This is a genomic window from Pantoea sp. PA1 (assembly GCF_056856975.1).
The window spans coordinates 370,301-397,022 of record NZ_JBXGEE010000003.1; the positions used below are offsets into that span (position 1 = coordinate 370,301).

Here is a 26,722-nt window from a genome sequence, read left to right on the forward strand (position 1 = left end):
GGATGCTGCATGAGCCACTTTGCGGTTATTGCACCGCCCTTCTATAGCCATGTGCAGGCGCTTCAGCATCTCAGCCAGGCCCTGATAGCACGCGGACACCGTATCACCTTTATTCAGCAGACGGACGTCAGCGCACTGCTCACCGACCGCCGCATCGGCTTTTTTCCGCTGGGCTTAACCTCGCATCCTGCCGGGAGTCTGGCGCATACCCTGCAGCTGGCTGCACACCCCCTTGGCCCGTCGATGCTGAAACTGATCAGTGAGATGGCGCGCAGCAGCGATATGCTCTGTCGCGAACTGCCGGTGGTGCTGAATACGCTGGCAGTGGATGGCGTGATTGTCGATCAGATGGAGCCGGCCGGCGCGCTGGCCGCTGAAGCACTCGATCTGCCCTATGTTTCGGTGGCCTGTGCCCTGCCGCTTAACCGTGAAGCGGATTTCCCGCTGGCAGTGATGCCGTTTGACTATGGCACCAGCGACCAGGCGCGCGAACGTTATCGTGCCAGTGAAAAAATCTACGACTGGCTGATGCGCCGCCACGACAGGGTAATCGCCCGTAACGCCCATGCGATGGGGCTGTCACCGCGGGAAAAGCTGCACCACTGTTTTTCTCCGCTGGCACAGATCAGCCAGCTGATCCCGGCGCTGGATTTTCCCCGTCAGGCGCTGCCCGACCATTTTCATGCTGTTGGCCCGCTGCGCGCCCCGGACGCGCCCCAGGCCGCACAGCCGCGCTATTTTCCGCATGGCAACAGGCCGCGCATTTTTGCTTCCCTCGGCACCCTGCAGGGACACCGTTACGGCCTGTTTAAAACGATCGTCCGCGCCTGTCAGGAGATCGACGCGCAGTTACTGCTGGCCCACTGTGGCCGCCTGTCGCCGTTTCAGGCGGAGAAACTGGCGCAGGCCAGCCATGTTCAGGTTGTCGATTTTGCTGACCAGGCCGCCGCGCTGGCCCAGGCCGACCTGGCCATTACCCACGGCGGCATGAACACCGTGCTGGATGCGATTAACCATCTGACGCCACTACTGACAATCCCGCTGGCCTTTGACCAGCCGGGCGTGGCCGCCAGGGTGGTCTGGCACGGTATCGGCCGCCGCGCCTCACGCTTTACCACCAGTCACGCCATGGCCCGCCAGCTTCAGACCTTACTGACGGATACGCACTATGCTCAGCAGATGAAGCCCCTGCGCGCCGCGCTTCGTCAGGCGGGTGGCGCCTCGCTGGCAGCGGACATCGTCGAGCAGGCGATGCTGACCCGCCAGCCCGTGCTGAACGGGAGTGCCTATGCCACGGTATGATCTGATCCTGGTGGGCGCGGGGCTGGCCAACGGGCTGATTGCGCTGCGCCTCCGCCAGCAGCGCCCGTCGCTGCGCATACTGCTGATTGACGCGGAGAGTCAGCCTGGCGCCCATCACACCTGGTCCTTTCATGCAGACGACCTGACTGAAGCGCAGCACCGCTGGATCGCCCCGCTGGTGGTGCATCACTGGCCCGGTTATGAGGTGCGCTTTCCGCAACGTCAGCGCCATCTGAACAGTGGCTATTTTTGTGTCACCGCAGAGCGCTTCGCTCAGGTAATGCGCGATCACTTTGCCGCTGACCTGCTGCTGAATACGCGTGTCGCAACGCTCGATTCACACTCGGTTACGCTGGAGGATGGGCGGGTAGTGGAAGCGGATGCCGTGATTGATGGCCGGGGCTACCAGCCCGATGGCGCGCTGCGCATGGGCTTCCAGTCGTTTGTCGGCCAGGAGTGGCAGCTGGGTGCTCCACACGGGCTGACCGCGCCAATTATTATGGATGCCACGGTTGACCAGCAGGCCGGCTATCGCTTTGTCTACAGCCTGCCCTTTTCGGCCGATACGCTGCTGATTGAAGACACCCATTATATCGACCACGCCACGCTGGACGGGGAGCGCGCCCGCCAGAATATTCGTGACTATGCGGCGCAGCAGGGCTGGCAGCTGGCCCGTTTGCTGCGCGAAGAACAGGGTGCCCTGCCCATCACGCTGACAGGCGACGTTGACGCATTCTGGCAAAAGCGTGACCTGCCGTGCAGCGGCTTACGCGCCGGGCTGTTTCATCCCACCACCGGCTACTCACTGCCGCTGGCAGTGGCGCTGGCTGATCGGCTGGCGGAGATGCCCGTAATGACATCGGCCTCACTCAACGCCACTATCAGACAGGTGGCCTCCCAGGCCTGGCAGCAGCAGCGCTTCTTTCGCATGCTGAACCGGATGCTGTTTCTGGCGGGGCCAGCCGGGCAGCGCTGGCAGGTGATGCAACGTTTTTATGGCCTTCCCGAAGGTCTGATCGCCCGTTTTTATGCGGGAAAACTTACTTTGCCTGATCGGCTGCGTATTTTAAGCGGCAAGCCCCCGGTCCCCGTACTGGCGGCGTTACAGGCTATCATGACTCCTCACCGTCAACAGGCGATGCAATGAACAGAACGACAGTAATTGGCGCAGGCTTTGGTGGTCTGGCGCTGGCGATTCGCCTTCAGGCGTCAGGCATTCCCACCCGACTGCTGGAGAAGCGCGATAAGCCAGGCGGCCGGGCGTATGTTTATCAGGATCAGGGATACACCTTTGATGCCGGCCCGACGGTGATCACCGATCCCAGCGCGATTGAAGAGTTATTTACGCTGGCGGGCAAAAAGCTCGCTGACTATGTTGAGCTGCTGCCGGTCAGGCCCTTTTATCGTCTCTGCTGGGAGTCAGGGAGGGTCTTCAGTTATGACAACGATCAGCCCGAACTGGAAGCGCAGATCGCCGCCTTTAATCCGCGTGATGTCGAAGGCTATCGCCGTTTTCTGGCTTACTCCCGCGCCGTGTTCGCCGAAGGCTATCTGAAACTGGGCACCGTGCCGTTTCTCTCGTTCCGCGACATGCTGCGCGCCGCGCCGCAGCTGGCAAAACTGCAGGCCTGGCGCAGTGTTTACAGCAAGGTGGCAAGCTACATTGAGGATGAACACCTGCGTCAGGCGTTCTCCTTTCACTCGCTGCTGGTCGGCGGCAATCCCTTTGCCACCTCCTCCATCTACACGCTGATTCATGCGCTGGAACGTGAATGGGGAGTCTGGTTCCCGCGCGGCGGCACGGGCGCACTGGTGCAGGGCATGGTGAAACTGTTCGAGGATCTGGGTGGCGAAGTGGAACTGAATGCCAGCGTGGCCCGGCTGGAAACGCAGGAAAACCGGATTACGGCCGTCCATCTCGAAGATGGCCGGGTACTCCCGACCCGCGCCGTCGCCTCCAACGCAGACGTGGTGCACACCTACCATGATCTGCTGCGTCAGCATCCCCCTTCTGTGGCTCAGGGAAAGACACTGCAGAACAAGCGCATGAGCAACTCCCTGTTTGTGCTCTATTTTGGCCTGAATCATCATCATGACCAGCTGGCTCACCACACCGTCTGCTTCGGCCCGCGCTACCGTGAACTGATCGATGAGATCTTCAATCGTGATGGTCTGGCCGAGGACTTCTCGCTCTACCTGCACGCCCCCTGTGTCACCGATCCCTCACTGGCTCCGGAAGGCTGCGGCAGCTACTACGTGCTGGCCCCGGTGCCGCATCTCGGCACGGCTGATATCGACTGGGCGGTTGAAGGTCCGCGCCTGCGCGACCGTATTTTTGACTATCTGGAACAGCACTACATGCCGGGCCTGCGCAGTCAGCTGGTGACGCACCGCATCTTCACGCCGTTCGATTTCCGCGATGAGCTGAACGCCTATCAGGGCTCCGCCTTCTCGGTTGAACCCATCCTGACCCAGAGCGCCTGGTTCCGGCCACATAACCGCGACAAACACCTCAGTAACCTCTACCTGGTCGGCGCAGGCACGCATCCTGGCGCAGGCATTCCCGGCGTGGTGGGCTCGGCGAAAGCCACGGCAGGATTGATGCTGGAGGATCTGGCTTGAACAGTCCGTCACTGCTCGATCATGCTGTAGAAACCATGGAAGTGGGTTCAAAAAGCTTTGCCACGGCATCGAAACTGTTCGATGCCAAAACCCGACGCAGTGTGCTGATGCTCTACGCCTGGTGCCGTCACTGTGATGATGTGATTGACGATCAGGTGCTGGGCTTCAGCAACGATACGCCGTCGCGACTCTCCGCCGAACAGCGTCTGGCGCAGCTGGAGACAAAAACCCGCCAGGCTTATGCCGGGTTGCAGATGCATGAGCCTGCCTTTGCGGCCTTTCAGGAGGTGGCGATGGCGCACGATATTCTGCCTGACTACGCCTTTGCTCATCTGGCCGGTTTTGCGATGGATGTGCGTGAGACGCGCTATCAGACCCTGGACGACACGCTGCGCTACTGTTATCACGTGGCGGGCGTGGTCGGTCTGATGATGGCGCAGATCATGGGGGTGCGCGACAGGGCCACGCTGGATCGCGCCTGCGATCTCGGTCTGGCGTTTCAGCTGACCAACATTGCCCGCGACATCGTCGAAGATGCGGCCGCAGACCGCTGTTATCTGCCTGAAGCGTGGCTGGCTGAAGAGGGGCTTACACGGGAAACTCTGGCCGCGCCACAGCATCGTCAGGCGCTGAGCCGCGTCGCCCGTCGCCTGGTTGAAACGGCGGAGCCCTACTATCACTCGGCCACAGCAGGTCTGCCAGGCCTGCCGCTGCGATCGGCATGGGCAATCGCAACCGCGAAGCAGGTCTATCGTAAAATCGGCATGAAAGTGATTCAGGCAGGGCCAGCGGCGTGGGATCAGCGCCTGTCCACCAGCACGCCCGAGAAACTGGTCATGCTGATGGCGGCGTCAGGTCAGGCGGTTACTTCCCGGATGGCGCGTCCTGCTCCACGCCCCGCTCACCTCTGGCAGCGCCCCGTTTAACGCCGTGACGTTCACGCAGCGTCGCCTGCAGTTTTGACAGCGGTGGCGCATAGAGGAAGCCAAACGAGACACACCCCTCTTTTCCGCGCACCGCGTGATGCATCCGGTGCGCCATATAGAGCCGACGTAAATAGCCCCGGCGCGGAACATAGCGGAAGGGCCAGCGCTGGTGAACCAGGCCGTCATGAACAATAAAGTAGAGCAGGCCATAAAGCGTCATCCCGGCGCCGATCCACTGCAACGGCCAGACGCCCGTGCTGCCCAGCCAGATCAGTAAAATCGACAGGCCCGCGAACACCACCGCATAAAGATCGTTAACCTCGAACCAGCCCTTGTGCGGCTCATGATGCGACAGATGCCAGCCCCAGCCCCAGCCATGCATAATATATTTGTGCGCCAGCGCAGCCGTTATCTCCATGCCGATCACGGTGACCAGAACAATCAGGGCATTCCAAATCCACAACATAGCTTCTCCCGAACATGCATCCTGCAAAGTGGCGCAGAGGTTCAATTTTAACAGAGAATGGCAGAAACAGCCGGGCGGGTTTGGCGGGTTTTAACAATTACTGCAGATGATAAAGCGGATAACCCAGGTAGCCGGACCCGGAAGGGAAACCGGTCGCCATAACCGGGGAATCCGCGTCAGCGGCAACGGCTCAGTTATACACCAGATTAAAGGTGACGGTCCCGTCCGCTTTGCCCGCCGTCACCTGGCTGTCGGTCTGAATATATTGGGCGTTAAACGACATCGACTTCGCCTGATCGGGTGAGGAAACGGTAGTCAGCACCGGCAGCTGATCGGTCGGCACATTCAGCGGCACGCGCTGGCCTTCTGCAACCTGCAGACCGGGCCCATAGGTCAAGGCAATGCCCACCCCTGACGCGGCGTTACTCTGTGGTGTCAGGCTGATGGCATCCTTGTCGCCAGCGGTCGCCATGCCAAAAAAGCCGACTTTGACTGCGGCGCTGTGTTCGCACATCACCTGAATCCGGAAACTTTTTTCGCTTCCCGCCCGGCTGCCGATGCCGGTGAACTCCGCCTTACTCACTTTTCCCATCTCCACGTTAATCGCAGACTGGGATGTGACAACGGCACAGCTGCCATATTGCACCGTGAAGCTGGAGAGAAAGAGCTGTGGCCTGTCGTTGATCGGCTGGCTGCTGGCCGCACTGTTCCCCACCTTCAGGCTGGCATTACCGATGTTTACCTCACCGACATTCGCGGGTTGGTTGCCTGGATTCAGCGGGGAATGCTGTCCCGGAATTTTGTAAAACACCACATAGGACTGCAGTTTGATGTCGTGTGCCGCGTTGAACTGTGGACTGACCTGCGAGTTACAGATCGAACTGGTTTTGCCTTTGCCGGTGGTATCGAAAAAGCCGCTGTTGCAATATGAAAGCTCTTTAAATCCAATCGCGAATCCGATGCTCTCAACACCCGGTACGCGATAAATTGGCGTCGTGTGCCCTCCCGCAATTGAGGTCTGTAATCCCGACTCTTCAGCATTAATCTGAAACCCCATATCTTTCCAGGCATAGCCCTGCTCACCGCTGTTTTTATTGCAGGTAAACGCATTGGTACTTTGCACGGGCATCTGCGCAGAGATGGGGGTGCCGTCAGCGGCGCCCGGCACATAATTGACGTTATGCACCTGCACGACCACCTGGCTCACCCCCTGACACGACTCCTGGGCCAGAGAGGGCCAGCAGACCAGTGCCGGGATGAGCAGCACGATCCCTTTAATGACACGCTGAACTGATTTCATCTGAAACTCCTGTGAATTACTGGCAAACCGCAGAGACCAGTCTGACCGGATTCGTGCCGCTGGCGTCAAACAGGCGGAACGGCGCGCGACAGCTTTTCTGTTTCCCCTCCTCCTGCCACTTCACTTCAACCGTCCCCTGAGCGGGCACACCGCTCAGATAGAGTTCGCCCTTTTCTGCGACAATGCCGCTTGTGCTGCTCTGATTCCCCCCGGCATGGATGGCAATCTGCCCTGTGGCACCAAAAGGCGGGAAGGTATGCTGCCAGGTAAGCGTGAACAGCACCCGGTTCCCCACATGGGTCGCGTAGTCAGCCAGCACAATCGCCCCGCGGGTCGGGATAGCCGTTTGCCCATCCAGTTCCACGTCTACATTGTCGGGCAGCGTTTCAGTTTCCAGCTCGATGGCATTTTCATGATACGGCGAGAGTGAAGGCACAATTGCATAGCCGCGGCCGTCCGTGAACACATTGCTGCCGCTCTGGATGCCCACATTGGCGGTATCCGGAACCCGGACAATCGCGAAGGTATCCCCCAGCGGCTGGCTTAGCGTCACGCCGTGCACATGGGCCACGATCCCGCCCGAGAGACCATAGCTGTACTGCGTACTGTGACGATCATGACCAACTCCGACACTGACGCTGCCCTGACTGCCGCGATAGTCCAGCGAGCCGCTACTGTTCACATTCTGCCCCTGACTGTCGTGGCCCTGCTGCAGGGTGTAGTACAGGTTATTGTTCTGCAATGCACGGCCTGACAGGCCGACCTGCTGCGAGACATCCCCGCGATTGCTGGCATTCATGCTGTAACTGACCGAACTGTCCGGCAGTAAGGCACTCAGTGGAACCGAAATATTGAAGGAGATAGCGCGGTCAGCTTTCCGGGCCTGGGTCGAGTCGGTGTAAAACCAGGCCACGCCCCAGGAGATGGCTTTATAATTGCTGTAGAAACCCAGATGCAGGGTGCGGTCGTTTCTGTTTGATCGCCAGTAGCGCTGCATATAGGCAGACGCACTGAGACTGCCAGCGTCACCGATACCCTGGGAGACGGCAATTTCTGAACGACTGCGCTTGTTATCGACATAGCTCGCCGGGCTGGTGAGCGCATTGGCTTCGCTGAAGGCATAAAATCCGCTGGAGGAGTAGCGATAGCTGGCCATGCTGAAAGTGGTATTCGTGGAGGCAAAATTTTTCTGATACTGCGCGCGCACGGACTGACCACTTCGGCTCAGCCCCTGCGGTAACCGGGTGCTGGCGAAGGTCACATCCATTCCCAGCGAGCCGAAATCACCCAGACTCTTGCCCAGCCCCGCCGCCACAGCATGATAGTTTTGCGCGAGCTGTACGCCACCAAAGGCGGTAAAGTCATGCGGCAGTCCGTAAAACAGCGTGGACTGGACAAATTCAGGTGAGCGCAGATTGTGACTGCCTGAATAGTGATAACGACCACCGCTGACGCTATATTTCAGATGTCCCTGACGCAGCATATAAGGCACCGCAGAGTAAGGCTGGGTGAAGGTGCGCACCGAACCATCGCTTTCATGGATAGTGATATCAAGATCGCCGCTCTGAGCGGTGGGATAGAGATCTTTAATCTCGAAAGCACCCGGTGCGACCACGGTTTCATAAATCACATAACCCTGCTGACTCACCGTCACCCGCGCATTACTGTGGGCGATGCCATGGATCACCGGGGCAAAGCCGCGCTGACTTTCGGGAAGCATGGTGTCATCAGACATCATCTGCACCCCCCGAAACTGCACGCTGTCAAACACGTCACCCGAGGTGTAGGTATCACCGACCCGGAACTGGCTTTTCAGCGTCTTAAGATCCCGCTCCAGCCAGGTCGTCTGAGACTGCCAGTGACTGACCAGATCGTAACGCCAGCTGGACGTGTTACGCAGACGCCATGCGCCAAGATTAGCCCCGCTGCGCAGGCTCAGCAGCGTCGAGTTCCAGCGGTCATTCTGATTGCGGCCGCTGCTGCCAGAGAGGTTATAGTCCACGAAAGCCGCTGATACGCCCTCATCCCAGCTGGCGGGATCGACATAGTCACGATCTTTCATCTTCAGGGCAATCTGGGGAATGGAAAGGTTTAACTGCTGGTGCGCAAAATCAAAGTCACTTGAGGCATCGGGAATGTAATCGCCCAGCTCAGCAATCGCCTCATCTTTCTTCAGGTGGCTGAATGCAGAGAAACCCTCAACGTTTACCCCCATCGCGGAGAGATCGGCTACCGTCAGCTGTGGAATCAGCCCGTTTTTGCCCTCAACAAAAGAGACATCACGGCTATCAATCACTTTGTTGTTGAGCAACAGCGAGACATGATAGGTGCCGGGCTGCTGGCCGCCCTCACGGGCGAAATAGTGCAGATCGGCGGCCGTGTGTTGATCGGATGAAAACTCCAGCGCCGCCGGATTAAAGTAGTCGTCGGCGCGGGCAGCCCGCAACGGGCAGAACACCATCAGTATCACTCCCGGTACACCCGCCAGCCATGAAGAGGCATGCTTCGTCTTTGCATATTTTCTCTTCTTTAACTGCGCGTGCTGCGTCACTTTCACGGTTAAGGCCCCGGCATCAGATCAGTAAAACCACAACAAAATCCATCAGCGTGTACGTTCTTCAGTAACGCCGCCATAGTCATTGATGGCAGACCAGCTCACCGGGCCGGCATGGCTGACCGTCCAGTGACGATCTTCATCCGGACCAATCATGCCGGGATCGTTGATCGCCTGATGATTCACGCTCAGCGTATAAAAGGAGACGAAATAGGGCGTCGGGTTATGCGCAATCAGCTGGTTGCCCTGCTGGCGAAACGCGATGTCCTGCCAGGCGTCAGCCGGATTTCCCGCCAGCCCTTTTGGCCGGAAAAAGAGTTTAAATTTCGATTTAATATTGACCTGCAGCTGATTGCTTTTATCGCGCGGTGTGGGTGAGATCGATTTGACATTCAGCCAGAAAACAGACTCCCGATCTTTCGGCAGTGGCATGCCCAGATAATTAATCCTGAGCAGGTTCTCTTTATTGGCATCCAGGCGAAACAGCGGGGGCGTCACAATAAAAGGGACGCGGGTGTGATTATTTTTATCGGCATTCTCGATCCAGGATTCGATCAGATAGGGTGTCGTTTTATCCTGATTTGTTACCGACAGCGTGGCTTCCTTTTTTCCTTCAGCAAAAATAACCCGGGTCCCTCCCATCACCACACCTGCATGCGCCGCGAGATGAAGCAGACACGCCGAAATGAACGAAATAATTCTTATTACCTTAATCATAGAGCGTTACGCCATTGAATTACGGAGGGAAAGCAGGGTTGCCCCTGCTATAAATCAGTTATAAACCATCACAAAATTTGATACAGCATTGGCCGCGCCCACATTAATAGCGGCACCGTCACTTTTATAATCAGCATAGAATTTTAAATCGGCGTGCCCCCCCGTGCTGGCTGCCACTACATCAACGTTTTTGGAGACGGCGCCGATAGCCACCTGAGTCTGACGGTCAGCTTCATAAAGTTTCACGCCGACACCGGACGCCCCGCCGCTGGCAACTTTAAGCAGGGTACTGTCGCCACTGTCTTTATCGCCATCGAACAGCACCGCCACTTTTTTGACGGATGTCGGGCAGTCGGTGACTGAAATAGTGAACGGCGTTTCAGTGGTTTCCGTACGGCTTTCGAAATAGGATTTGGCCCACTTACCTAAATCAATACTCTGCTTACTACTGGCGGTTGTCACGTTGCAGGATACATCGGTAATTTCACCGGTAAATTTAACTTCACCACCGGCTCCCTGCGTTCCCGCTGCCGTTCCCGGATTCGTATTAATAGGGGATGGGCCTTCAGTCGGGGTGGCGAATGCTGATCCGGAAATCATAAGGCCCGCCAGCGCCACTGGCAGAATACGTTTTCTGATATTCATCAACTGTTTCTCTTTTCAGAACATGCAAAGTGGCCGCAACCAACCACCTGATGGATAAATATGCACCAATAAGAATGCGCCAACATAATAACGCACTGTTTATTATGTTGCGGGTATATTAATTAAACAAAGGTAGACGAAACTTAAACGAGCAGATTTATCCGGGGCTGAGATTTAATATTGAGGAGGTTAATTGAGCAGGATCAATTCCAGCAATCCCGACTTAAATAGTCGGAAAATAAAAGACAGGATGTGATGAATAATATGATCACTTTAATTACCCATTATATTTTCAAAAAATATTTATGAATTCCAGAATGGGGATCTTTAAGCAGTCCATCGTTAAATCAGGTATGAATGGGCGCTCTGCGCTATGACCCGCAGGGATCTCTCTCCGGTTCAGGCGTCGCCCTTTCTGTCATGTTCACGGCTGACGCGCACCAGTCCGCTTCACTCAGGGCAGATCGTTATCCAGCGGCGCACGAAAAGCATGGCGGGCAGCCAGCATTAACTGGCTGGCAGTCACGGTGGCAGGTAAACGCCTCAGTATTTTGCAGGCCTGCCAGTAGCAGAGCACCATCACCTCATCCTCCTCTTTTTCCGCCCGTTCAAGCAGACGGGCGCGCAGTGACAGGACATCCAGGGTCTGCTGTTCATCCAGCATGTCCGCGATCGTCTGGTTAATAATGCGATAGAGTGTTTTCCAGGTGAGATCGGTATACAAATTTAGCCTCTTCTAACACGTATCCGCTTCCCGTGTATCCCCGACAGGGAAGTCACAGAAAGGATCTTCTCATTCAGGCGAATGAACGCTGCTGATTAACTATAGCGACTTGCCAGCGGCCGTCCAGAACCCGCGGCGAAGATTGCCAGAACGGATAATTCTAACGATTCAGAGGCCTGCCTGTCGCCTGTTACCTGCGGCTCCGCTTCTGATTGCCGATTTTTGTAACAATTGAGCCCCATTCTTAACTGGCTGCTGTGCCGCGGATTTGCCAGAGTAAAACGACTTCCCGTTACGTTTAAACTTAAGGAGTGGTTAATGAATCAGCACGCTGATGTTCTGGTCTGGGGTCAGGGTCCTGCGGTCTTCGAAGTCTTTCTGGAACCTACCTGTCCGTTTTCCGTTCGCGCTTTCAATAAATTCGACGCCTTACTGGCGCACGCAGGCGAAGAGAACATCACTCTGAAGATCCGTCTGCAGTCCCAGCCGTGGCACCTCTATTCGGGTCTCATTGTGCGCTATATCCTCGCCGCGGCCTGCGAAAGTAAAACGGCCGCCAGACAGGTGATGCAGGCCGTTGCCGATCACCGCGAAGAGTTTGAATTTACCGACCACTGCACCGGTCCGAACCGCGATGCCACCCCGAATCAGATTCTAGAACGCCTGAAAACCTACAGTGGCGTCGACGCCATGGCGGCATTTGATCGGCCCGATTTGCAGAATGCCATCAAGTGGCACTGCAAATACGCCCGCCAGAATGGCATTCACGTCTCTCCTACCTTTATGGTTAACGGCCTGGTGCAGCCTGAGATTAGCAGCGGTGATGACATTGAGCAGTGGGCGAGCTTCCTGAAACGCTAGTTCGTCTCTCCTGAGTCACTGCTTTGCCTGACAGCGGCGCTTGTGCACGACATCGGCGGGCAAAACGGCTTATCCCGGAGATTCGCCTGTTTTCCTGCCGGAATGCCGGGTAAGCTGTTCGGCGACAAGCAGCCTGCTCCGCAGATAGCGCTGTTGCAGAGAGAACGGCTGCACACCTTTTCGGTGCCTCTGCAATGATGCAGGCACGCACCCACTTTCATAAGGATTTGCTGATGGCGATGACGCTGGAACAACTGCAGGAAAAATATCCGGATGCGATGGTCGATGCATTCGGTGATTCACCCGAGCTGGCGAACGCGTTAAGTACGCTGATTATTGCGGGTAAAAAAGTGGCCACCTGTGGGTCGGCAGCCAACTGGCAGGATCAGGAAAAACTGCCCCAGCCGGGCGGTTACAGCATTGTTCTCAACGGTGAACAGCAGCCCGTCTGCGTGATCCGCACCACCGGGCTGTTCCTGACGCGCTTTGACCGGGTGACGCCGGAGATGGCGATGCTTGAAGGTGAAGGCGATCTCAGCCTCGACTACTGGCGTCAGGAACATCAGCGATACTTTCAGCGGGAAGGCTCTTTTCACCCTGAGATGGAGCTGATTTTCGAAACGTTCCAGCTGGTCGAGGTGATCTGAACCGGCAGTTACAGCGCCTTTGCCGCCATCAGCGCCAGACGCGTGACCCCGCGTGCGGCAAGATTTTCAGCCGCACGCGCGGCCCGCATTCCGCTGGCGCACACCAGGACCACGCGTCGATCGGCAGGCGGCTGCCAGCCGGCGATCTGCTCTGGCAGAATGCGCAACGCCCCTTCCGCCACGCTGACCGGGGCCTCTTCGGCGCTGCGCAACTCCACAATGCAGTCCTCACCGGTAAGCATGGCCTGGTCGATGAACGGCGTGCCCGGCGCCTCCGGTTCCGGGGCATCGTCAAAGCGGAACTGTCGCATATGCCACGAGGCCAGGTCGCAGTGGATCATACAACCCAGCGGTGAAGGCGTCAGTTTCAGCAATACCGTGAGCACCATCTGTGCCTGCATGGCCCCCAGCGTGGCCACCGCAGGCCCCATAACGCCCGCGGTGTTACAGTCAGCCGATGCAGTGGGCAAGTGCGGAAACAGCGCGCGATAGCCGGGCGCACCGCCGCAGAATCCGCCGACATAGCCTTTACGCCCCAGCACTGAGGCGCAGATCAGCGGCAGGCCGCGCGGATAACAGGCGTCCGAAAGCTGATAGGTAATGGCAAAGTTATCCGCCGCATCCACCACCACATCAATCTCCGCCAGTGCCTGCGGCAGCAGACTGGCGCTCAGTGACTGCGGATGCGCGTCGACTTCACACTCAGGGTTTCGCTGCGCCAGTGCCCGCTGCGCGCAGCGCGCTTTTGGCTGCCCGACATCGTCCACGCCAAACAGCGTCTGCCGGTGAAGGTTGTGCAGTTCAACCCGATCGCCGTCGTAAAGACGAATGAACCCTACCCCGGCACCTGCCAGCAGGGGCAGCAGCGTGGCACTGAGACCGCCCGCGCCCACAACCAGCACCCGCGCCCTGCTCAGTCGCTGCTGCCCCGTATCACCAATTTCCGGTAACATCGTCTGTCGCTGATAACGATCCATTGTCGCTCCTTAACTGAACTGTGCCAGACCAAACAGGGGCGTGGAGGCCGACGCCATATCGCGCTGCTCCATCAGCCCGGCCTGAAACGCCTCATGTCCCCCATGGATCGCGGCGGCAAAGGCACCGGCCATCCGGACCGGATCGCGAGCTTTTGCTACGGCCGTGTTGAGCAACACGCCATCAAAGCCCATCTCCATCGCCTGAGCCGCCTGGCCCGGCGCGCCGATCCCCGCATCAATAATCAGCGGAATATCCTTAAACCAGGCACGCATGGCGCGCAGCCCCTCAATATTGCGCAGTCCCTGGCCGGAGCCAATCGGCGCCCCCCAGGGCATCAGCACTTCACAGCCGGCTTCCAGCAGTTTTTCACCAACAATGAGATCTTCCGTGGTGTAGGGAAACACCTGAAATCCGTCAGCGCAGAGAATGCGGGCGGCTTCCACCAGCGCAAAGGGGTCGGGTTGCAGCGTATCGGCATGACCAATCACCTCCAGCTTGATCCAGGGGGTATCAAACAGTTCACGCGCCATCTGCGCCGTGGTGACCGCCTCCTTTACCGAATGGCAGCCGGCCGTATTCGGCAGAATGCGTTTGTTGAGCTGTTGCAGCAGCGTGCGAAAGGCCGCGCCTTCCTGCCCCTCCCGTCGCAGGCTGACGGTAATGATCTCCGCGCCTGACGCGTCGATCGCCTGATGCAGAATCTCCGGCGAGGGATAACCGGCGGTGCCGAGCAGAAAACGGGATGTCGGTGCAAACTGATAGAACATGATTAACCTCCCTGCATCGGGGACAGAATTTCCAGCTGATTCCCGGCCTCAAGTCGCTGGCTGGCGTACCGGGTGCGCGGCACAAACTCACCGTTCAGGGCGGTGGCGACGGTGCGCGGATCGATCTGCTGCTCCTGCATCAGCTCCGCCAGGGTCGTTGCGTCGGTTTCAATCGCGCGTCCGTTGAGTTCAATTCGCATGGGGTGTCTCCTGAGTCAGTCGCCGCATAAGGTTTTCAGCCATTATCGGGGCCAGTAAAAAGCCGTGTCGGTAGAGGCCGTTGAGCGAGAAGCGGCCATTTTCGTAGCGCACCTCCGGCAGATTCTGCCGGTAAGCAGGACGCAACCCGGTACCGCTCTCGACGATCCGTGCTTCAGCCAGCGCCGGATGCAGGCTGTAAGCGGCGCTCAGCAGCTCCATCATCGCTTTCGCGCTAATCGGGCTGCTGTCATGGCTTTCGACCATGGTGGCACCCAGCATGAAGTGCCCATTGGCACGAGGCACCAGATAGCAGGGAAAGCGCGGATGGAGCAGCCGGACGGGACGGGAGAGGCAAATATCGGGGGTATGGAGGATCACCATTTCGCCGCGCACGGCACGCAACGCGGGCTGCTGATCGGCGGCATGGATGCCGCGACAGTCGATAATCTTTCCGCCGGGCTGACCGCTGTGAAACGGCACGCCCGCTTCTTTGAGCGTATCCTGCAGCTGCTGCAGCGCCCGACGCGGGTCGAGATGCGCTTCCCGGGCGAAGAAAAGGCCGCGAGCGAAGCGGTTTTCCAGCGCCGGTTCAACGTCGCCGGGGGCCACCCACTGATGCTGCTGCGTCATGCTGGCAAAACGCGTCAGCTCACGGCTGTCACGCGGCGGTGCAACCACCAGCGTGCCCTGCTGCACCACACCATCCACACGCTTTGCCCACCAGCCCGCGGCATGCTGGCCCCATTCGATCACCTCTGGCGGTGCACTTTCTGCCTCGCACCAGGGCGCGAGCATGCCGCCCGCCCAGTGCGAGGCTGCCCGGCAGTCAGGCTGAGTAATAATTTCGACAGCTTCTCCCCGTTCCGCCAGCAGGGTGGCGACACAGAGTCCGGCGACACCGCTGCCCAGCACCGACCAGCGGCCCTGGCTGCGTGCTCCGGAAGAAGAGAGATTCAGGATTGAGTGGGTCACATTCGCCTCGTTATCCGTTAACGAAGACCCGTGATACAGAGGGAATAGGCAGAAGCGACGCGAATGCGCTCCTGCGGCAAGTATCTGATGCGATACCCGTCTTCCTACGCCAGTATCAACTGGGTCAGGTTCTAAGGGTCGCTGAGCCGCGCGGGTGCGCTATCAGCCTCTCAGTCTCTCCGGCGAGACTCCCCTGACGGGTTTAGTTGTAAGTGAAGCGAACAGCTTCGTCAAGCAGTGTGCAGGGGCGCGACGCAGAAAGAGAGAAACAAGGAAAGATGTCGTTACCGGATCAGAGGCGCGCGGCGACGTCTATAGCAGCGCCTGCAGGGAGTGCGTCACCGCGTCGGTGACTTCCCGAATACGCGGTTCGGCACGGCGATAGTAGGTCCATTTACCCACTTTGCTGGTTTCCACCAGTCCGGCACCCTGCAGGGCTTTCAGGCATAACGAGGTGGCGGGCTGCGATAAGCCCGCCTTGTTCTGGATGAGACTGGCACAGACGCCATACTGGTCGAAGGGATAGAGCTGGGCATAGCCTGCAAACGCTTCGTCAGGGTTTTTGAGCCACATCAGCACGGCCATTCTGGTGGGATTGGCCAGTAACTTCAGGGCCTCTTCGGGTGACATGCCGCCTCACAAAACATCAGGATGGATAAACAGGGTAGTCAGTATACCCTTTCTCCGTTCCGCCATACAGGGAGGCGTGATCCACAGGATTCAGCGGATTGCCTGCTTTAATCCGCGCGGGCAGATCGGGGTTGGCGATAAAGGTGCGGCCAAAACCAAACAGGTCACCCCAGCCTTTATCCAGCATCCGCTGTGCTTTTTCGGCGGTGTAACGGCCTGAGTAGATAATGGGCGAGCGGAAGGTTTCCCGCAGCGCAATCCGGAAGCTCTCCGGCAGGTCAGGACTGTTATCCCAGTCCGCCTCGGCGATAGAGAGATAACCGATTTCCAGCTCATTGAGCAGCTGCGCGGCGCGGATATAAGTCGCATGCGGATCACTTTCGACCAGGCCCAGATAGACACGATCTTCGTCCGTGCTGCTGAAAAGCGGGGCAAACCGAACGCCGACACGATGACTGCCAAAGACCGAACTTACCGCTTCAACCACTTCACGCAGAAAACGCAGACGATTCTCAGGCGAGCCACCATATTCATCCGTGCGGAAGTTGGTGTGCTCAGAAATAAACTGATTAATCAGATAGCCGTTGGCGGAGTGAAGCTCAACGCCATCGAACCCGGCCGCTTTGGCATTTTCCGCCGCCCGCCGGTAAAGCGCCACAATCTCTTTTACTTCCGCGTTCGTCAGTGCCCGCGGCTCGCTGGGCGCGGTTAACATTCCGGCACCCGGTCCGGTTTCAATAAAGACCCGGACGTTATCGGCGGCTATCGCTGACGGCGCAACCGGGGCCTCTTTTCCTGGCTGAAGCTCATTATGGGACACCCGCCCCACGTGCCAGAGCTGGCAGAAAAGAGTGGCACCTTCCTGATGTACTGCTTCGGTGACTTTTTTCCAGCCCGCAATCTGCGCTTCACTGTGTATCCCCGGCGTCCATGCATAGCCCTGCCCGCGAGGCTCAATCTGGGTGCCTTCAGTGATCATCAGTCCGGCACCGGCGCGCTGGCGATAATATTCCACCATCATCGGACCGGGAACATTGCCTGGCTGCTCACTGCGGCAGCGGGTCAGCGGCGGCAGAACGATGCGGTTACGGAGCTGAAGGTCGCCCAGGCTCAGGGGGGTAAAAAGTGATGGCATGACTAAAAAATCCTCTGGTGTTTGAAGAGGCGACATTATATTTACACATTTAAATTTGTAAATGTGTTTGTGGGATTTTTATTTGTCCTGTGCCCGATTTTATCAGGTTATGAGAGACTTATCGCCAGGCGATGAACCTGTGGGGTAGGATTGCTGTTCCGGATGCAGACGCAATTACCCTCATAGCGCATCTATCGGAATTAACAGGGAGCTATTTGTGAACAGGCTAATCTCGTCAGACGCGCTGGGACCACGCATCTGTATTCTCGGGCCCTCTAACAGCGGAAAATCCACGCTGGCTGAGGCCCTGTCACGCAAAACAGGTCTGCCTGTGGTGCACCTGGATCAGTTGCATCATATTCCAGGCAGTCAGTGGGTGCCCAGGGAGCCGGACGTGTTCCTGCGTTTACACGCCGAAGCAGTCAGTCAGGAGAGATGGATCATGGAAGGCAACTACACCAAGTGTATTGAAGCACGACTCGCCCGGGCAACCGGACTGATTCTTCTGGATGTCAGCGTGCCCTTAGCGCTGCTGCGCTATGTCCGGCGATGCTACTCCTCCACCCCGAGGATCGGGGGACTCAGGACTCACAGAGAGCCGGTAAGCCTGGCGATGATAAACTACATTGCCCGCATCGCCCCTCAGAACCGGAAGCGGCACAGGCAGCTCTATGACTCGCTCACGCTGCCAAAACTGCTGCTCAGTTCTCCTCGCGCCATGAATATCTGCGCGGAAGAGTGGGGACTTCAGCTAAAACACCCTGGAACATAACCAGCCAACGGCCAGGAATGCAGACAGAAACCCTCAGAGAAACTATGGCGATTCATCAGCAAGTTTCAGATGGGTCAACAGCGCCGTCAGCGACGGCACCGGTCCGGCATGGGTGGTTGCTGAGCGGGTCGTGTCCCAGGGCATCGCATCATCAGTGCAGAAGTCGCCGACACACTGCATATCCAACGCCTCATTGAGTAAACCCACCGGAATCCAGACATAAGGCCTGTCCCGCAACGGGTTGGGCACGGTGGAGCCACAGCGGGTGCAGAAATCGTTGCGATAACCGCTGGCTTTTTGCCATGACGCCAGGTGATCTTCTCCGCCAGTCCAGCGGAACTCCCCCGCTTTCACCAGCGTCGCCAGGTTATAACCGGTTCCGCTCTGCTTTCTGCACAGCGAACAGTGACAACGGTAGTAAAGCGTGGGTGGCGCTGCCAGCTCAAAAACCACCGTTTCACACAAGCACGAGCCTTTCATTTCACCGCCTTGTTGATGTAATGAGAGAGGCCACCGCTGCGGATGCCCCCCTGATCGCAGTGACACCCTGGCGAAACCGTTGTTTGCATCAGCACAGGGTGTGCCATTTTCATGCAGAAGTCGCGAACGGCCATCCCCGACTTAGTGGCGACTGAACACCAGTTTCAGCCCCGCCAGCGCAAAGCAGCAGGCTAACAGCGCCTCCAGTCCGCGACGGATGCGGCGATAGAACGCGCTCATCACCGCCGTCGAGAAGAGCAGCGCATATCCGCCGAACACCAGCAGACAGATCGTTGCACAGCCAGCGATGATCAGCGGTACCGTGGAGGCAGCCATATCGGGCTTCAGGGCAAAAGACATGATCGCCACCCAGGTGAGAATCGCCTTGGGATTGCCGACATGCATGAGTATTCCCTGGCGAAACAGTCTGCCCCAGGCGACCCGCTCAGTGCTGGCATCAATGTCTGTCGCTTCCGTGCGGCGCAGGGCCGATTTACCCGCTTTAAATGCCAGCCAGAGCAGATATAACCCGCCGCCAACCTTCAATACAATCAGCAACTTTGCGAAGGTGGCCAGCACCGTCAGCACGCCACAGGCGGCCAGTAGCGCCCAGATCATCGAGCCGCTCACCACACCTGCTGCCAGCGCCAGGGCGGCTCCCCTGCCCTTTTTCATCGCCGTTCCCATTATCGCCATATTGCTGGGACCCGGGCTGGCCGTGGCGACAAAGTAGGTGGTGAAAATCAGGAGTAATTCATGCGAAAGCGCCATAACTGCCTCTGAGATTGATTGTTATCAATCTGTTATATCGGTTGTGGCGAACATTTACCAGTGATGCTGTCGTCCGCCTGATGGGCGGAATCTCATTCAGCGGGGATAAAGATCAGGTCGGATGAGAGTCCGGATGAAATCCGGCAGGTTGAGCGGTTTATATGCGCATTTGTCATCGCGCACGGGCGCAGTGCTGAAGAGGTTTAGCGGGAAATGAGACGGGCAAAAGCAGAATTAAGAGTCAGTCCGGCCGATCGCATTGTGAAAATGAAATCATTCGCCGGACTGAACGGGCTCAGGAAGCGCTTATTTGCCCAGAATTTCTCTGCGGACAATCTCTGCGCCTGCGCTCAACGCGTTGAGCTTGCCATTGGCAACATGACGCGGCAGCGGGATCATGCCGCAGTTGGTCGAAGGGTAGAGATTTTCGGCATCCACAAACTGCAACGCCTTGCGCAGCGTACTGGCGACCTCTTCCGGCGTCTCAATATTATGGGTTGCCACATCAATGGCGCCGACCATCACTTTTTTACCGCGAATCAGCTCGATCAAATCCATCGGCACCCGCGAGTTCTGGCACTCCAGCGAGACGATATCGATCGATGAGCGCTGCAGTTTCGGGAAGACCTCTTCATACTGGCGCCACTCGGTTCCCAGCGTTTTCTTCCAGTCAGTGTTCGCTTTGATGCCATAGCCATAGCAGATATGCACGGCGGTTTCACACTTCAGCCCTTCGACAGCGCGCTCTAGTGCCGCAATGCCCCAGTCGTTGACTTCGTCGAAAAAGACGTTAAAAGCCGGCTCATCAAACTGAATAATATCCACGCCTGCGGCTTCCAGCTCTTTTGCCTCCTGGTTGAGGATTTTTGCAAATTCCCACGCCAGTTTTTCGCGACTTTTGTAGTGGTTGTCGTAAAGGGTATCGATCATGGTCATCGGCCCCGGCAGCGCCCATTTAATCGGACGATCGGTCAGCTTACGTAGAACCTTTGCATCTTCGACAAAGACCGGCTTCTGACGGGAGACTTCACCCACCACGGTCGGGACGCTGGCATCATAACGATTACGGATACGCACCACTTCGCGCTTTTCAAAATCCACGCCGCTGAGGTGTTCGATAAAGGTCGTGACGAAGTGCTGACGGGTTTGCTCACCATCACTGACGATATCGATCCCCGCCCGCACCTGATCGTCCAGGCAGAGACGCAGCGCATCTAATTTACCCGCCACTAACTCATCATCCTGCAGTTTCCAGGGTGACCAGAGCACCTCTGGCTGTGCAATCCATGAGGGTTTTGGCAGGCTGCCAGCGGTGGATGTCGGTAATAAGGTTTTCATAGCAGGTGACCTTTTAATTTTAATTAAAGAACGGATTCAGCGGACCATTTCGCCAGCAGGGTCTGGTTAGGCTTAATGAAATGGGCCTCAGTAAATTTCCCCTGCTCAACAGCCAGCCGGCTGCGCTCTTCACGATCGTAAACAATCCGGGTTAAAGAATAATCCTGATGCTGCAGCGTCGGCTGATAGCAGTGACCGGCAGCGGAATTCGCGTTATAGATTTCAGGGCGATAGATCTTCTGGAACGTTTCCATGGTGCTGATAGTGCCGATCAGCTCAAGGTCGGTGTAATCGCTGAGCAGATCCCCGTGGAAATAGAATGCCAGCGGCGCAACGCTGCCCTGCGGCATAAAGAAACGCACTTTCAGGCCCATTTTCCCGAAGTAGAAGTCGGTCAGTGAAGGCGCATCCTGCTGATATTCAATGCCCAGGATGGGATGCTGATTGCCGGTGCGCACATAGGTGTTTTTGCTGGACACGCTCAGGCAGATAACCGGTGATTTGCTAAAATTCTCTTTATAGACCGCTGAGTTAACAAAGCTTTTAAAAATGTTGCCGTGCAGCTGGCCAAAATCCGATGGGGTGCTGAATTCAGTCTGCCCTTTATTGAAATCTGCCAGCACCACGCTGAAATCATAATCACGCACGTAGGATGAGAAATTATTTCCCACAATGCCCTCGCTGCGCTCACCGGTGTGATGATCCACGATATAGGTTTTTAAAATTTCGATAGCCGGAAACGCTTCGCCGTCAGCGCCACCCTGCAGATTCAGCTCCGCAGAAATGATCTCCAGTTCAACGGAATAGCGGTCAGCCTTTGGATTGTCCCAGTGCGCCAGCGAGTTAAAACGATTATCGATCATCACCAGGGCGTTGCGCAGATTTTCCTGACGCTTTTCGCCACGCGCTAAATTCGCAAAGTTCGTCGTCGCGCGCGTATTTTTTGAAGGGTTATAGTTTTCGTCGAAACGAATACGCTTGATGGTAAAGGCAAAATCGTTGTTCATCGCTATCGGGTATCCTGGTCGCTGATATGAATTGTTGCTGAGAGGGTTATGCAGCTTTGCTATCCCTTAACAAGCATTCATATTTCTCAAAGTTATTAACAATTCTTACTTTATGCCTCAACGGGCGGGTGAAAAAAAGTGATTAAATTTCAACGAACATGAAGGAAATTCATGTAGAGACGGGAAAGCGGGGGATTTTTCACGATCGGGCGGGACATTCATTTACCCGCCCCCGTGCGCGGGCCTGTCACCTTCGCACAGAACCCGGCGTCGCGGCAAATCTGCACGGGTGCCGGGCTTATCTCACCAGCGGTAACGTTACCGCTGGTGCGCTGCGCTAGATCTTATAAAAATCATCGCAGAATGCTTTTCGCGCACCCGATTTCAGGGAAAGCCTGTGCGCCGCCTCTTTCATCAGTTTACCCAGACCACCGTCGCGCTTCGCCTCTGTCAGGCGTGAAGCGGGCCCGGTCAGGGCCAGGGCCGCGAGCATATTGTCGCCCTCACCAAACACCGGAAGTGACAAGGACGCGATATGCGGATCGCGGATACCGGAGGTAAACAACGGAAGTTCCGGCTGAGTCTCAAACAGCGGTTCTCTGCGTCCCCAGCAGCGGAGCACCTTTCCGATGGCTGAATTGTCCAGCGGCAGAAACGTTCCGGGCAGACGCGTTTCCCGCAAGCCTTCTGACGGTTCCGCGCGGAACAGACAGAGTCGCTGATCCTTCTCGATGACATACCAGGTGGCGCTTTCACCCGTGGCCGTCGCCAGGGCATGAAGCTCAGGCTGGACGATAGTGGCAAGATGAAAGGATTGTTCATAGAGCTTGCCCAGATAGAGCAGTCTCGGTCCCAGGGTATAAACCCCGTTGTCGCGCCGGATAACGTAATTCATGCGTTCCAGTGAGTTCATCAGGCGATAAACCGTCGTTTTGTGATACCCGGAAAGCTGGGCCAGCGCGGTCAGCGTGAGTGACTCTTCGCCAGGCCTGAAACAATCCAGTAGCGCCAGCGCTTTTTCTACGGCAATTACGCCTTCATTCCCCATTAGCAGGTTCTCCTGTTTGCGACGGCAGGCAGTTTACCCTGTAATTTGTGATTCACATCGTATTTACATCACAAATGAATGCTTAACACTGGTGTGATCCAAATTAACATAGATATAGTAGTTTTATATTGTACAACAAAGTTGTACCTGGTAAAACGAAAGAGGATGATCTATGCCACATGCAGATAATACCTTCATCAATCGCGACATTACCCGTATCGCGCCAGAGCTCGTAAAACAGGCTGCTCAGTTTCAGGCCGCGATACTGGCAGATGTTGCCGGGCGACGCGGAACGCTGCACGGACGCGTAAAACCGCTTTCCCACACCATGAAAGTTGCCGGCCCCGCTATCACCGTTGAAGTCAGACCGGGTGACAACCTCGCTATCCACGCCGCACTGGCTATTGCCCAGCCGGGCGATGTGATTGTGGTTGATGGCAAAGGCGACATCAGCTGCGCATTAATCGGCGAAATTATGTCTACTCAGGCGCAGGCCTCTGGCATTGCCGGGATTATTATCGATGGCGCGGTTCGTGATGCCGATGCACTGAGCACCAATGGCTTCCCGGTATTTGCCGCGGGCCTGAACCCGTGCGGCCCGACCAAATCGGTGGCGGGACGGGTTAACTTCCCTGTTTCAGTAGCAGGCGCAGCAATTCAGCCGGGCGATCTGGTGATTGGCGACATCGATGGCGTGGTTGTGCTGCCTCGTGAAGCCGTTCCGGCCCTGATCGAACTGGCGCAGAAAAAACTGGATTTCGAAACCAGCCGCATCGCCGCCATTCGCGATGGTGATCTCCGCGCGCCCTGGTTAGAGAAAGCGCTGCTTACGGCTGGCATGCTGGTTGACGGGGAGGTGCTGTAATGACGACCTCTTCTCCTGTCATTCTGGTCACCGCCAGCGATCTGGCACCGCAGGCAGTGAGCCTGCTCGACGATTTCACCATTGTGTATGCAGGCAAACAGCCGGGTGAAGAGACCCTGGTTCAGCTCTGCCAGCAGCACAACCCGGTGGGGATCATCGTCCGCTACGGCAAGATTAACGCCCGCATCATGGACGCCGCCCCCGCTCTGCGCGTTATCTCCAAACACGGCAGTGGCATCGATGTCATCGATCAGAAAGCCGCCGCTGAGCGTCATATCAGTGTTCAGTCGGCTCCGGGTGCCAACGCGGCTGCCGTGTCAGAGCACGCCTGGGCGCTGATCCTGGCCTGCGCTAAATCGGTGATCCCTCTGGATCAACGCATGCGTCAGGGACACTGGGATAAATCGACCCACAAATCCGTGGAGCTGGAGGGCAGAACCCTCGGGCTGGTGGGTCTGGGGGCGATAGGGGGTCGCGTGGCCCGAATCGGCCGCGCTTTTGGCATGAACGTCCTGGCCTATGATCCCTATGCGCGCACTTTCCCGGATGAGTGTGTCTCCTCCTCGCTGGACGATCTGCTGCGTCAGTCAGATGTGATTTCATTGCACTGCCCGCTGACGGAACAGACACAAAAGATGATCAACGCAGAGTCGCTGGCGTTGTGTAAAAAAGGCGCCATTCTGGTGAATACGGCTCGCGGGGGGCTGATCGATGATGACGCCCTGATCGCGGCACTGAATGACGGCACGATCGCCTCGGCGGCGCTGGATAGCTTTGCCACAGAACCGCTGACCGCCCCGCATATCTGGCAGAATGTCGACAACGTGATTCTGTCGCCACACATTGGTGGCGTCAGTGATAACTCCTACGTGAAAATGGGCACCGTGGCAGCCACAAACGTGCTGAACGTGCTGGCAGAACCGGTGAAAGACGAAAGTCCGGTTTCCTGATCGGCTTTTCCTGATCGGCTAAACAGGCGCCTGGGCCGTTTAGCCGGTTTTTTTATGCGTTCTCTCTTTTGCCTGGCTTTCAGGCTATGCCCTTGCCGCTTTACCGCCCTGTCCTCTGAAACTTTCCCTCTGCCCTCCCTGTGGCCTGCCATGCACTGACAGACGCGCTCAGCATTCAGATGCCGCATCGCGGCACTCCAGCTTTAAACACCCGCAGATAGCGTCACCTGTCCCTGCAGGGCCAGACTCACTGTCAGCACCTCCCTTCTGGCTGAACCAGCGCTCCTTACACCACTCTTCCTCCAGCCGAGGGTGAGCCCCTGCATACGGCCCGCTTTCGTCAGATGGCATTCAGAGGGGATGACAGCCCGCTACAGGCTTACAGAAGTGCCAGGCGTGGCTCAGTGAAAAGATGGGCGAGTTAACATGGCTGTTGAGTAAGCGAGGGGGTGTTGCACACAAAGAGATCGATCAGGAAAAAGAGGCGGCAGGAGGATGAGTGAAGGGAGAAGCCCGGAGACACGGCGAGCAGCGTCTCCGGGCTGACAACGTTATTTACTGACGGGTGAAGCGGTATTCTCAACTTCAATGTTTAATTTTTTGGTGCGTCCCATAACCAGCACGGCGATGCCGCCGACGCTGCAGAGCACAGCCAGTGGCAGCATTGCCAGGGTGTGACTGCCGGTGGCCTGATTGATGATGCCGTAAACGTTAACCATCAATCCTCCGCCAATCAGGTTAGCCATTGCCCCGATAGCAGCCAGACCCGCCGCAGCCGTCGTGGATGACATCCAGCCCGAAGCCAGCGCCCAGAAAGGCCCTTTCATTGAGTAAGCACCAATCAGCACCAGCGACAGAATCACGACGCTGCCGGTCAACGTGTTGGTCAGGAATGCAGAGAGCAGACCGCCTGCGATTAAAAACAGCGTCAGCGCGGTGTGCCAGCGACGTTCGCCGCTGCGGTCAGAGCTTCTGCCCCAGACAATCATCAGAACAGAAGCCAGACCGTAAGGGATCGCATTTACTAAACCGGTTGTGAAGTTGTCCAGACCGAAAGATTTCAGCAACTGCGGAGACCAGACGCTCAGCGTTGAACCTGCCGCCGAGGCACCTGCATAAATCAGCGCCATCACCCAGATATGTTTATGGCGCAGCAGCTTCCACAGGGAGATGTGTCCAATCGCTTTTTTCTTCGCGTTTTCCGCTTCCAGCGTGGTATTCAGCCAGGCTTTCTGCTCCTGATTCAGCCAGCTGGCATCAGAGGGGCGGTTGCTCAGCATGAAGAAAGCGGCCACACCCAGCACCACGGCCGGAATGCCTTCCAGGATGAACAGCCAGTGCCAGCCACGCATGCCCAGCCAGCCATCGAGTGACAGAATCAGACCTGAGATAGGTGAGCCGATAAAGTTCGCGGCAGGGATAGCGACCATGAAGGTCGCGATGACGCGTGCACGGTATTTGCCGGGGATCCAGTAGGTCAGATAAAGAATGACGCCCGGGAAGAATCCTGCCTCAGCGGCACCCAGTAAGAAGCGCAGAACATAGAGCGTATTGGCGCTTTCGACGAAGGCCGTACAGACCGAGATGATGCCCCAGGAGACCATGATGCGCGAGATCCAGATCTTTGCACCAATCTTCTGCATCGCAAGGTTGCTGGGGACTTCAAACAGGAAGTAGCCGACGAAAAACAGGCTGCTCGCCAGGCCAAACACCGCTTTCGACAACCCCAGATCTTCGTTCATCTGCAACGAAGCCATGCCTATGTTGCCGCGGTCAATAATGGCAATCAGATAACAGACAATCAGAAATGGCAAAATGCGCCAGACCACCTTTTTTACGGTCTGCTGCTCGATATCGGCAGAGAAAGTCGTGATGTGCTGTTTTTCAGACATGATGATCCTCACATTTTTGTCATCGTTTTGCGCGTGATACGCAAAACGCATTGTTGTACTCTGTAAAACATTAATGTACTCAGTAAAACCATTATCACGATAAAAAAGCGTCTCCGCCGGAAGATGTAATCAGGTTGTGTTATTTGTCACAA

The 26,722-nt window shown here is 57.0% G+C and carries 27 protein-coding genes and 1 riboswitch; of the genes, 9 read left to right on the forward strand and 18 right to left on the reverse strand.

The window, feature by feature from the left end; genetic code table 11:
- Nucleotides 1-9 precede the first annotated feature (9 nt).
- The 4 genes from AC1V0D_RS15205 to crtB are packed head-to-tail and all read left to right on the forward strand — an operon-like array spanning nt 10 to nt 4,850.
- Nucleotides 10-1,302 carry a glycosyltransferase gene (locus tag AC1V0D_RS15205; protein WP_009093082.1) on the forward strand — a complete coding sequence of 431 codons (1,293 nt, stop codon included), beginning with the start codon at nt 10-12 and terminating at the stop codon, nt 1,300-1,302.
- Complete coding sequence (gene crtY, locus AC1V0D_RS15210; protein ID WP_482907702.1) at nt 1,289-2,449, forward strand: lycopene beta-cyclase CrtY; 1,161 nt, start codon at nt 1,289-1,291, stop codon at nt 2,447-2,449. The genes AC1V0D_RS15205 and crtY overlap by 14 nt, the downstream gene beginning before the upstream one ends.
- A complete protein-coding gene (locus tag AC1V0D_RS15215) occupies nt 2,446-3,924 on the forward strand; it encodes a phytoene desaturase (RefSeq protein ID WP_046102889.1) in 1,479 nt (492 codons plus the stop codon). Before crtY ends, AC1V0D_RS15215 begins: the two co-directional genes overlap by 4 nt.
- Nucleotides 3,921-4,850: a 15-cis-phytoene synthase CrtB gene (gene crtB / locus AC1V0D_RS15220; RefSeq protein WP_046102888.1), complete on the forward strand. Its 930-nt coding sequence runs from the start codon at nt 3,921-3,923 to the stop codon at nt 4,848-4,850. Before AC1V0D_RS15215 ends, crtB begins: the two co-directional genes overlap by 4 nt.
- Here crtB and AC1V0D_RS15225 read toward each other — a convergent pair.
- From AC1V0D_RS15225 to AC1V0D_RS15250, 6 genes are all read right to left on the reverse strand, one after another.
- A complete protein-coding gene (locus AC1V0D_RS15225; RefSeq protein WP_009093087.1) occupies nt 4,789-5,316 on the reverse strand; it encodes a sterol desaturase family protein in 528 nt (175 codons plus the stop codon). The two genes, crtB and AC1V0D_RS15225, sit on opposite strands and share 62 nt — an antisense overlap.
- Nucleotides 5,317-5,506: 190 nt before the next feature.
- Nucleotides 5,507-6,616: a fimbrial protein gene (locus tag AC1V0D_RS15230; protein ID WP_482907703.1), complete on the reverse strand. Its 1,110-nt coding sequence runs from the start codon at nt 6,614-6,616 to the stop codon at nt 5,507-5,509.
- Nucleotides 6,617-6,632: 16 nt separating this feature from the next.
- Complete coding sequence (locus AC1V0D_RS15235; RefSeq protein ID WP_482907738.1) at nt 6,633-9,077, reverse strand: fimbria/pilus outer membrane usher protein; 2,445 nt, start codon at nt 9,075-9,077, stop codon at nt 6,633-6,635.
- Nucleotides 9,078-9,218: 141 nt separating this feature from the next.
- A complete protein-coding gene (locus tag AC1V0D_RS15240) occupies nt 9,219-9,887 on the reverse strand; it encodes a fimbrial biogenesis chaperone (protein ID WP_482907704.1) in 669 nt (222 codons plus the stop codon).
- Between the two features lie 54 nt (nt 9,888-9,941).
- On the reverse strand, nt 9,942-10,532 hold the full coding sequence (locus tag AC1V0D_RS15245; RefSeq protein WP_482907705.1) for a fimbrial protein: 591 nt from the start codon (nt 10,530-10,532) through the stop codon (nt 9,942-9,944).
- Between the two features lie 454 nt (nt 10,533-10,986).
- Nucleotides 10,987-11,256 (reverse strand): hypothetical protein, encoded by a 270-nt coding sequence (locus AC1V0D_RS15250; protein ID WP_046102883.1) that lies wholly within the window; start codon nt 11,254-11,256, stop codon nt 10,987-10,989.
- A 318-nt stretch (nt 11,257-11,574) separates the two neighbouring features.
- On the opposite strand from AC1V0D_RS15250, the gene AC1V0D_RS15255 reads away from it, so the two are divergent.
- Together AC1V0D_RS15255 and AC1V0D_RS15260 are read left to right on the forward strand one after the other, a co-directional pair.
- The gene (locus tag AC1V0D_RS15255; RefSeq protein ID WP_009093093.1) at nt 11,575-12,117 is read left to right on the forward strand and encodes a DsbA family protein; all 543 of its coding nucleotides are present in this window, start codon (nt 11,575-11,577) and stop codon (nt 12,115-12,117) included.
- A gap of 233 nt (nt 12,118-12,350) precedes the next feature.
- Nucleotides 12,351-12,764, forward strand: coding sequence for an ASCH domain-containing protein (locus tag AC1V0D_RS15260; RefSeq protein ID WP_009093094.1), 414 nt, complete (start codon nt 12,351-12,353; stop codon nt 12,762-12,764).
- Between the two features lie 8 nt (nt 12,765-12,772).
- Here the strand turns inward: AC1V0D_RS15260 and AC1V0D_RS15265 are convergent, their stop codons facing one another.
- From AC1V0D_RS15265 to AC1V0D_RS15290, 6 genes are all read right to left on the reverse strand, one after another.
- Nucleotides 12,773-13,741, reverse strand: a complete 969-nt coding sequence (locus AC1V0D_RS15265; RefSeq protein WP_140923541.1) for a HesA/MoeB/ThiF family protein — start codon at nt 13,739-13,741, stop codon at nt 12,773-12,775.
- Between the two features lie 9 nt (nt 13,742-13,750).
- On the reverse strand, nt 13,751-14,509 hold the full coding sequence (locus AC1V0D_RS15270) for a thiazole synthase (RefSeq protein WP_140923543.1): 759 nt from the start codon (nt 14,507-14,509) through the stop codon (nt 13,751-13,753).
- 2 nt (nt 14,510-14,511) lie between these two features.
- A complete protein-coding gene (thiS, locus tag AC1V0D_RS15275) occupies nt 14,512-14,709 on the reverse strand; it encodes a sulfur carrier protein ThiS (RefSeq protein ID WP_140923545.1) in 198 nt (65 codons plus the stop codon).
- The gene (locus AC1V0D_RS15280) at nt 14,699-15,682 is read right to left on the reverse strand and encodes an FAD-dependent oxidoreductase (protein WP_482907706.1); all 984 of its coding nucleotides are present in this window, start codon (nt 15,680-15,682) and stop codon (nt 14,699-14,701) included. Before AC1V0D_RS15280 ends, thiS begins: the two co-directional genes overlap by 11 nt.
- Before the next feature lie 84 nt (nt 15,683-15,766).
- Nucleotides 15,767-15,887, reverse strand: a riboswitch (TPP riboswitch).
- Between the two features lie 107 nt (nt 15,888-15,994).
- A complete protein-coding gene (locus AC1V0D_RS15285) occupies nt 15,995-16,312 on the reverse strand; it encodes an ArsR/SmtB family transcription factor (RefSeq protein ID WP_482907707.1) in 318 nt (105 codons plus the stop codon).
- Nucleotides 16,313-16,328: 16 nt separating this feature from the next.
- Nucleotides 16,329-17,447 carry an alkene reductase gene (locus AC1V0D_RS15290; RefSeq protein ID WP_482907708.1) on the reverse strand — a complete coding sequence of 373 codons (1,119 nt, stop codon included), beginning with the start codon at nt 17,445-17,447 and terminating at the stop codon, nt 16,329-16,331.
- A 217-nt stretch (nt 17,448-17,664) separates the two neighbouring features.
- Here AC1V0D_RS15290 and AC1V0D_RS15295 point away from each other — a divergent pair, with 217 nt between their 5' ends.
- A complete protein-coding gene (locus AC1V0D_RS15295) occupies nt 17,665-18,219 on the forward strand; it encodes a P-loop NTPase family protein (protein WP_482907709.1) in 555 nt (184 codons plus the stop codon).
- A gap of 42 nt (nt 18,220-18,261) precedes the next feature.
- On the opposite strand, the gene AC1V0D_RS15300 is transcribed toward AC1V0D_RS15295, so the two are convergent.
- From AC1V0D_RS15300 to AC1V0D_RS15320, 5 genes are all read right to left on the reverse strand, one after another.
- The gene (locus AC1V0D_RS15300; protein WP_046102879.1) at nt 18,262-18,699 is read right to left on the reverse strand and encodes a GFA family protein; all 438 of its coding nucleotides are present in this window, start codon (nt 18,697-18,699) and stop codon (nt 18,262-18,264) included.
- Between the two features lie 141 nt (nt 18,700-18,840).
- Complete coding sequence (locus AC1V0D_RS15305; protein WP_009093104.1) at nt 18,841-19,470, reverse strand: LysE family translocator; 630 nt, start codon at nt 19,468-19,470, stop codon at nt 18,841-18,843.
- A gap of 306 nt (nt 19,471-19,776) precedes the next feature.
- Nucleotides 19,777-20,808, reverse strand: a complete 1,032-nt coding sequence (locus tag AC1V0D_RS15310; protein WP_009093105.1) for a methionine synthase — start codon at nt 20,806-20,808, stop codon at nt 19,777-19,779.
- A 23-nt stretch (nt 20,809-20,831) separates the two neighbouring features.
- Nucleotides 20,832-21,815, reverse strand: a complete 984-nt coding sequence (locus tag AC1V0D_RS15315; protein WP_482907710.1) for a DUF1852 domain-containing protein — start codon at nt 21,813-21,815, stop codon at nt 20,832-20,834.
- 337 nt (nt 21,816-22,152) lie between these two features.
- Entirely contained in the window at nt 22,153-22,863 is a 711-nt protein-coding gene (locus AC1V0D_RS15320; RefSeq protein ID WP_009093107.1) for an IclR family transcriptional regulator, read from the reverse strand.
- A gap of 172 nt (nt 22,864-23,035) precedes the next feature.
- On the opposite strand from AC1V0D_RS15320, the gene AC1V0D_RS15325 reads away from it, so the two are divergent.
- The gene (locus AC1V0D_RS15325) at nt 23,036-23,728 is read left to right on the forward strand and encodes an RraA family protein (protein WP_046102875.1); all 693 of its coding nucleotides are present in this window, start codon (nt 23,036-23,038) and stop codon (nt 23,726-23,728) included.
- Nucleotides 23,728-24,678, forward strand: coding sequence for a hydroxyacid dehydrogenase (locus AC1V0D_RS15330; protein ID WP_482907711.1), 951 nt, complete (start codon nt 23,728-23,730; stop codon nt 24,676-24,678). Before AC1V0D_RS15325 ends, AC1V0D_RS15330 begins: the two co-directional genes overlap by 1 nt.
- 551 nt (nt 24,679-25,229) lie before the next feature.
- Here the strand turns inward: AC1V0D_RS15330 and AC1V0D_RS15335 are convergent.
- Complete coding sequence (locus tag AC1V0D_RS15335; RefSeq protein WP_033736842.1) at nt 25,230-26,570, reverse strand: MFS transporter; 1,341 nt, start codon at nt 26,568-26,570, stop codon at nt 25,230-25,232.
- Nucleotides 26,571-26,722 lie beyond the last annotated feature (152 nt).

What these genes read in the sequence shown, in the direction of transcription:
- AC1V0D_RS15285 (WP_482907707.1), bottom strand. Translation starts at nt 16,312, where the DNA reads ATGTCACCCGAAGAGGCCCTGAAGTTACTGGCCAATCCCACCAGAATG.
- AC1V0D_RS15315 (WP_482907710.1), bottom strand. Translation starts at nt 21,815, where the DNA reads ATGAACAACGATTTTGCCTTTACCATCAAGCGTATTCGTTTCGACGAA.
- AC1V0D_RS15290 (WP_482907708.1), bottom strand. Translation starts at nt 17,447, where the DNA reads ATGCCATCACTTTTTACCCCCCTGAGCCTGGGCGACCTTCAGCTCCGT.
- AC1V0D_RS15225 (WP_009093087.1), bottom strand. Translation starts at nt 5,316, where the DNA reads ATGTTGTGGATTTGGAATGCCCTGATTGTTCTGGTCACCGTGATCGGC.
- crtY (WP_482907702.1), top strand. Translation starts at nt 1,289, where the DNA reads ATGCCACGGTATGATCTGATCCTGGTGGGCGCGGGGCTGGCCAACGGG.
- AC1V0D_RS15215 (WP_046102889.1), top strand. Translation starts at nt 2,446, where the DNA reads ATGAACAGAACGACAGTAATTGGCGCAGGCTTTGGTGGTCTGGCGCTG.
- AC1V0D_RS15230 (WP_482907703.1), bottom strand. Translation starts at nt 6,616, where the DNA reads ATGAAATCAGTTCAGCGTGTCATTAAAGGGATCGTGCTGCTCATCCCG.
- AC1V0D_RS15260 (WP_009093094.1), top strand. Translation starts at nt 12,351, where the DNA reads ATGGCGATGACGCTGGAACAACTGCAGGAAAAATATCCGGATGCGATG.
- AC1V0D_RS15240 (WP_482907704.1), bottom strand. Translation starts at nt 9,887, where the DNA reads ATGATTAAGGTAATAAGAATTATTTCGTTCATTTCGGCGTGTCTGCTT.
- AC1V0D_RS15255 (WP_009093093.1), top strand. Translation starts at nt 11,575, where the DNA reads ATGAATCAGCACGCTGATGTTCTGGTCTGGGGTCAGGGTCCTGCGGTC.
- AC1V0D_RS15320 (WP_009093107.1), bottom strand. Translation starts at nt 22,863, where the DNA reads ATGGGGAATGAAGGCGTAATTGCCGTAGAAAAAGCGCTGGCGCTACTG.
- thiS (WP_140923545.1), bottom strand. Translation starts at nt 14,709, where the DNA reads ATGCGAATTGAACTCAACGGACGCGCGATTGAAACCGACGCAACGACC.
- AC1V0D_RS15245 (WP_482907705.1), bottom strand. Translation starts at nt 10,532, where the DNA reads ATGAATATCAGAAAACGTATTCTGCCAGTGGCGCTGGCGGGCCTTATG.
- AC1V0D_RS15325 (WP_046102875.1), top strand. Translation starts at nt 23,036, where the DNA reads ATGCCACATGCAGATAATACCTTCATCAATCGCGACATTACCCGTATC.
- AC1V0D_RS15235 (WP_482907738.1), bottom strand. Translation starts at nt 9,077, where the DNA reads ATGGTGTTCTGCCCGTTGCGGGCTGCCCGCGCCGACGACTACTTTAAT.
- AC1V0D_RS15335 (WP_033736842.1), bottom strand. Translation starts at nt 26,570, where the DNA reads ATGTCTGAAAAACAGCACATCACGACTTTCTCTGCCGATATCGAGCAG.
- AC1V0D_RS15305 (WP_009093104.1), bottom strand. Translation starts at nt 19,470, where the DNA reads ATGGCGCTTTCGCATGAATTACTCCTGATTTTCACCACCTACTTTGTC.
- AC1V0D_RS15300 (WP_046102879.1), bottom strand. Translation starts at nt 18,699, where the DNA reads ATGAAAGGCTCGTGCTTGTGTGAAACGGTGGTTTTTGAGCTGGCAGCG.
- AC1V0D_RS15270 (WP_140923543.1), bottom strand. Translation starts at nt 14,509, where the DNA reads ATGTTCTATCAGTTTGCACCGACATCCCGTTTTCTGCTCGGCACCGCC.
- AC1V0D_RS15310 (WP_009093105.1), bottom strand. Translation starts at nt 20,808, where the DNA reads ATGAAAACCTTATTACCGACATCCACCGCTGGCAGCCTGCCAAAACCC.
- AC1V0D_RS15205 (WP_009093082.1), top strand. Translation starts at nt 10, where the DNA reads ATGAGCCACTTTGCGGTTATTGCACCGCCCTTCTATAGCCATGTGCAG.
- AC1V0D_RS15265 (WP_140923541.1), bottom strand. Translation starts at nt 13,741, where the DNA reads ATGGATCGTTATCAGCGACAGACGATGTTACCGGAAATTGGTGATACG.
- AC1V0D_RS15330 (WP_482907711.1), top strand. Translation starts at nt 23,728, where the DNA reads ATGACGACCTCTTCTCCTGTCATTCTGGTCACCGCCAGCGATCTGGCA.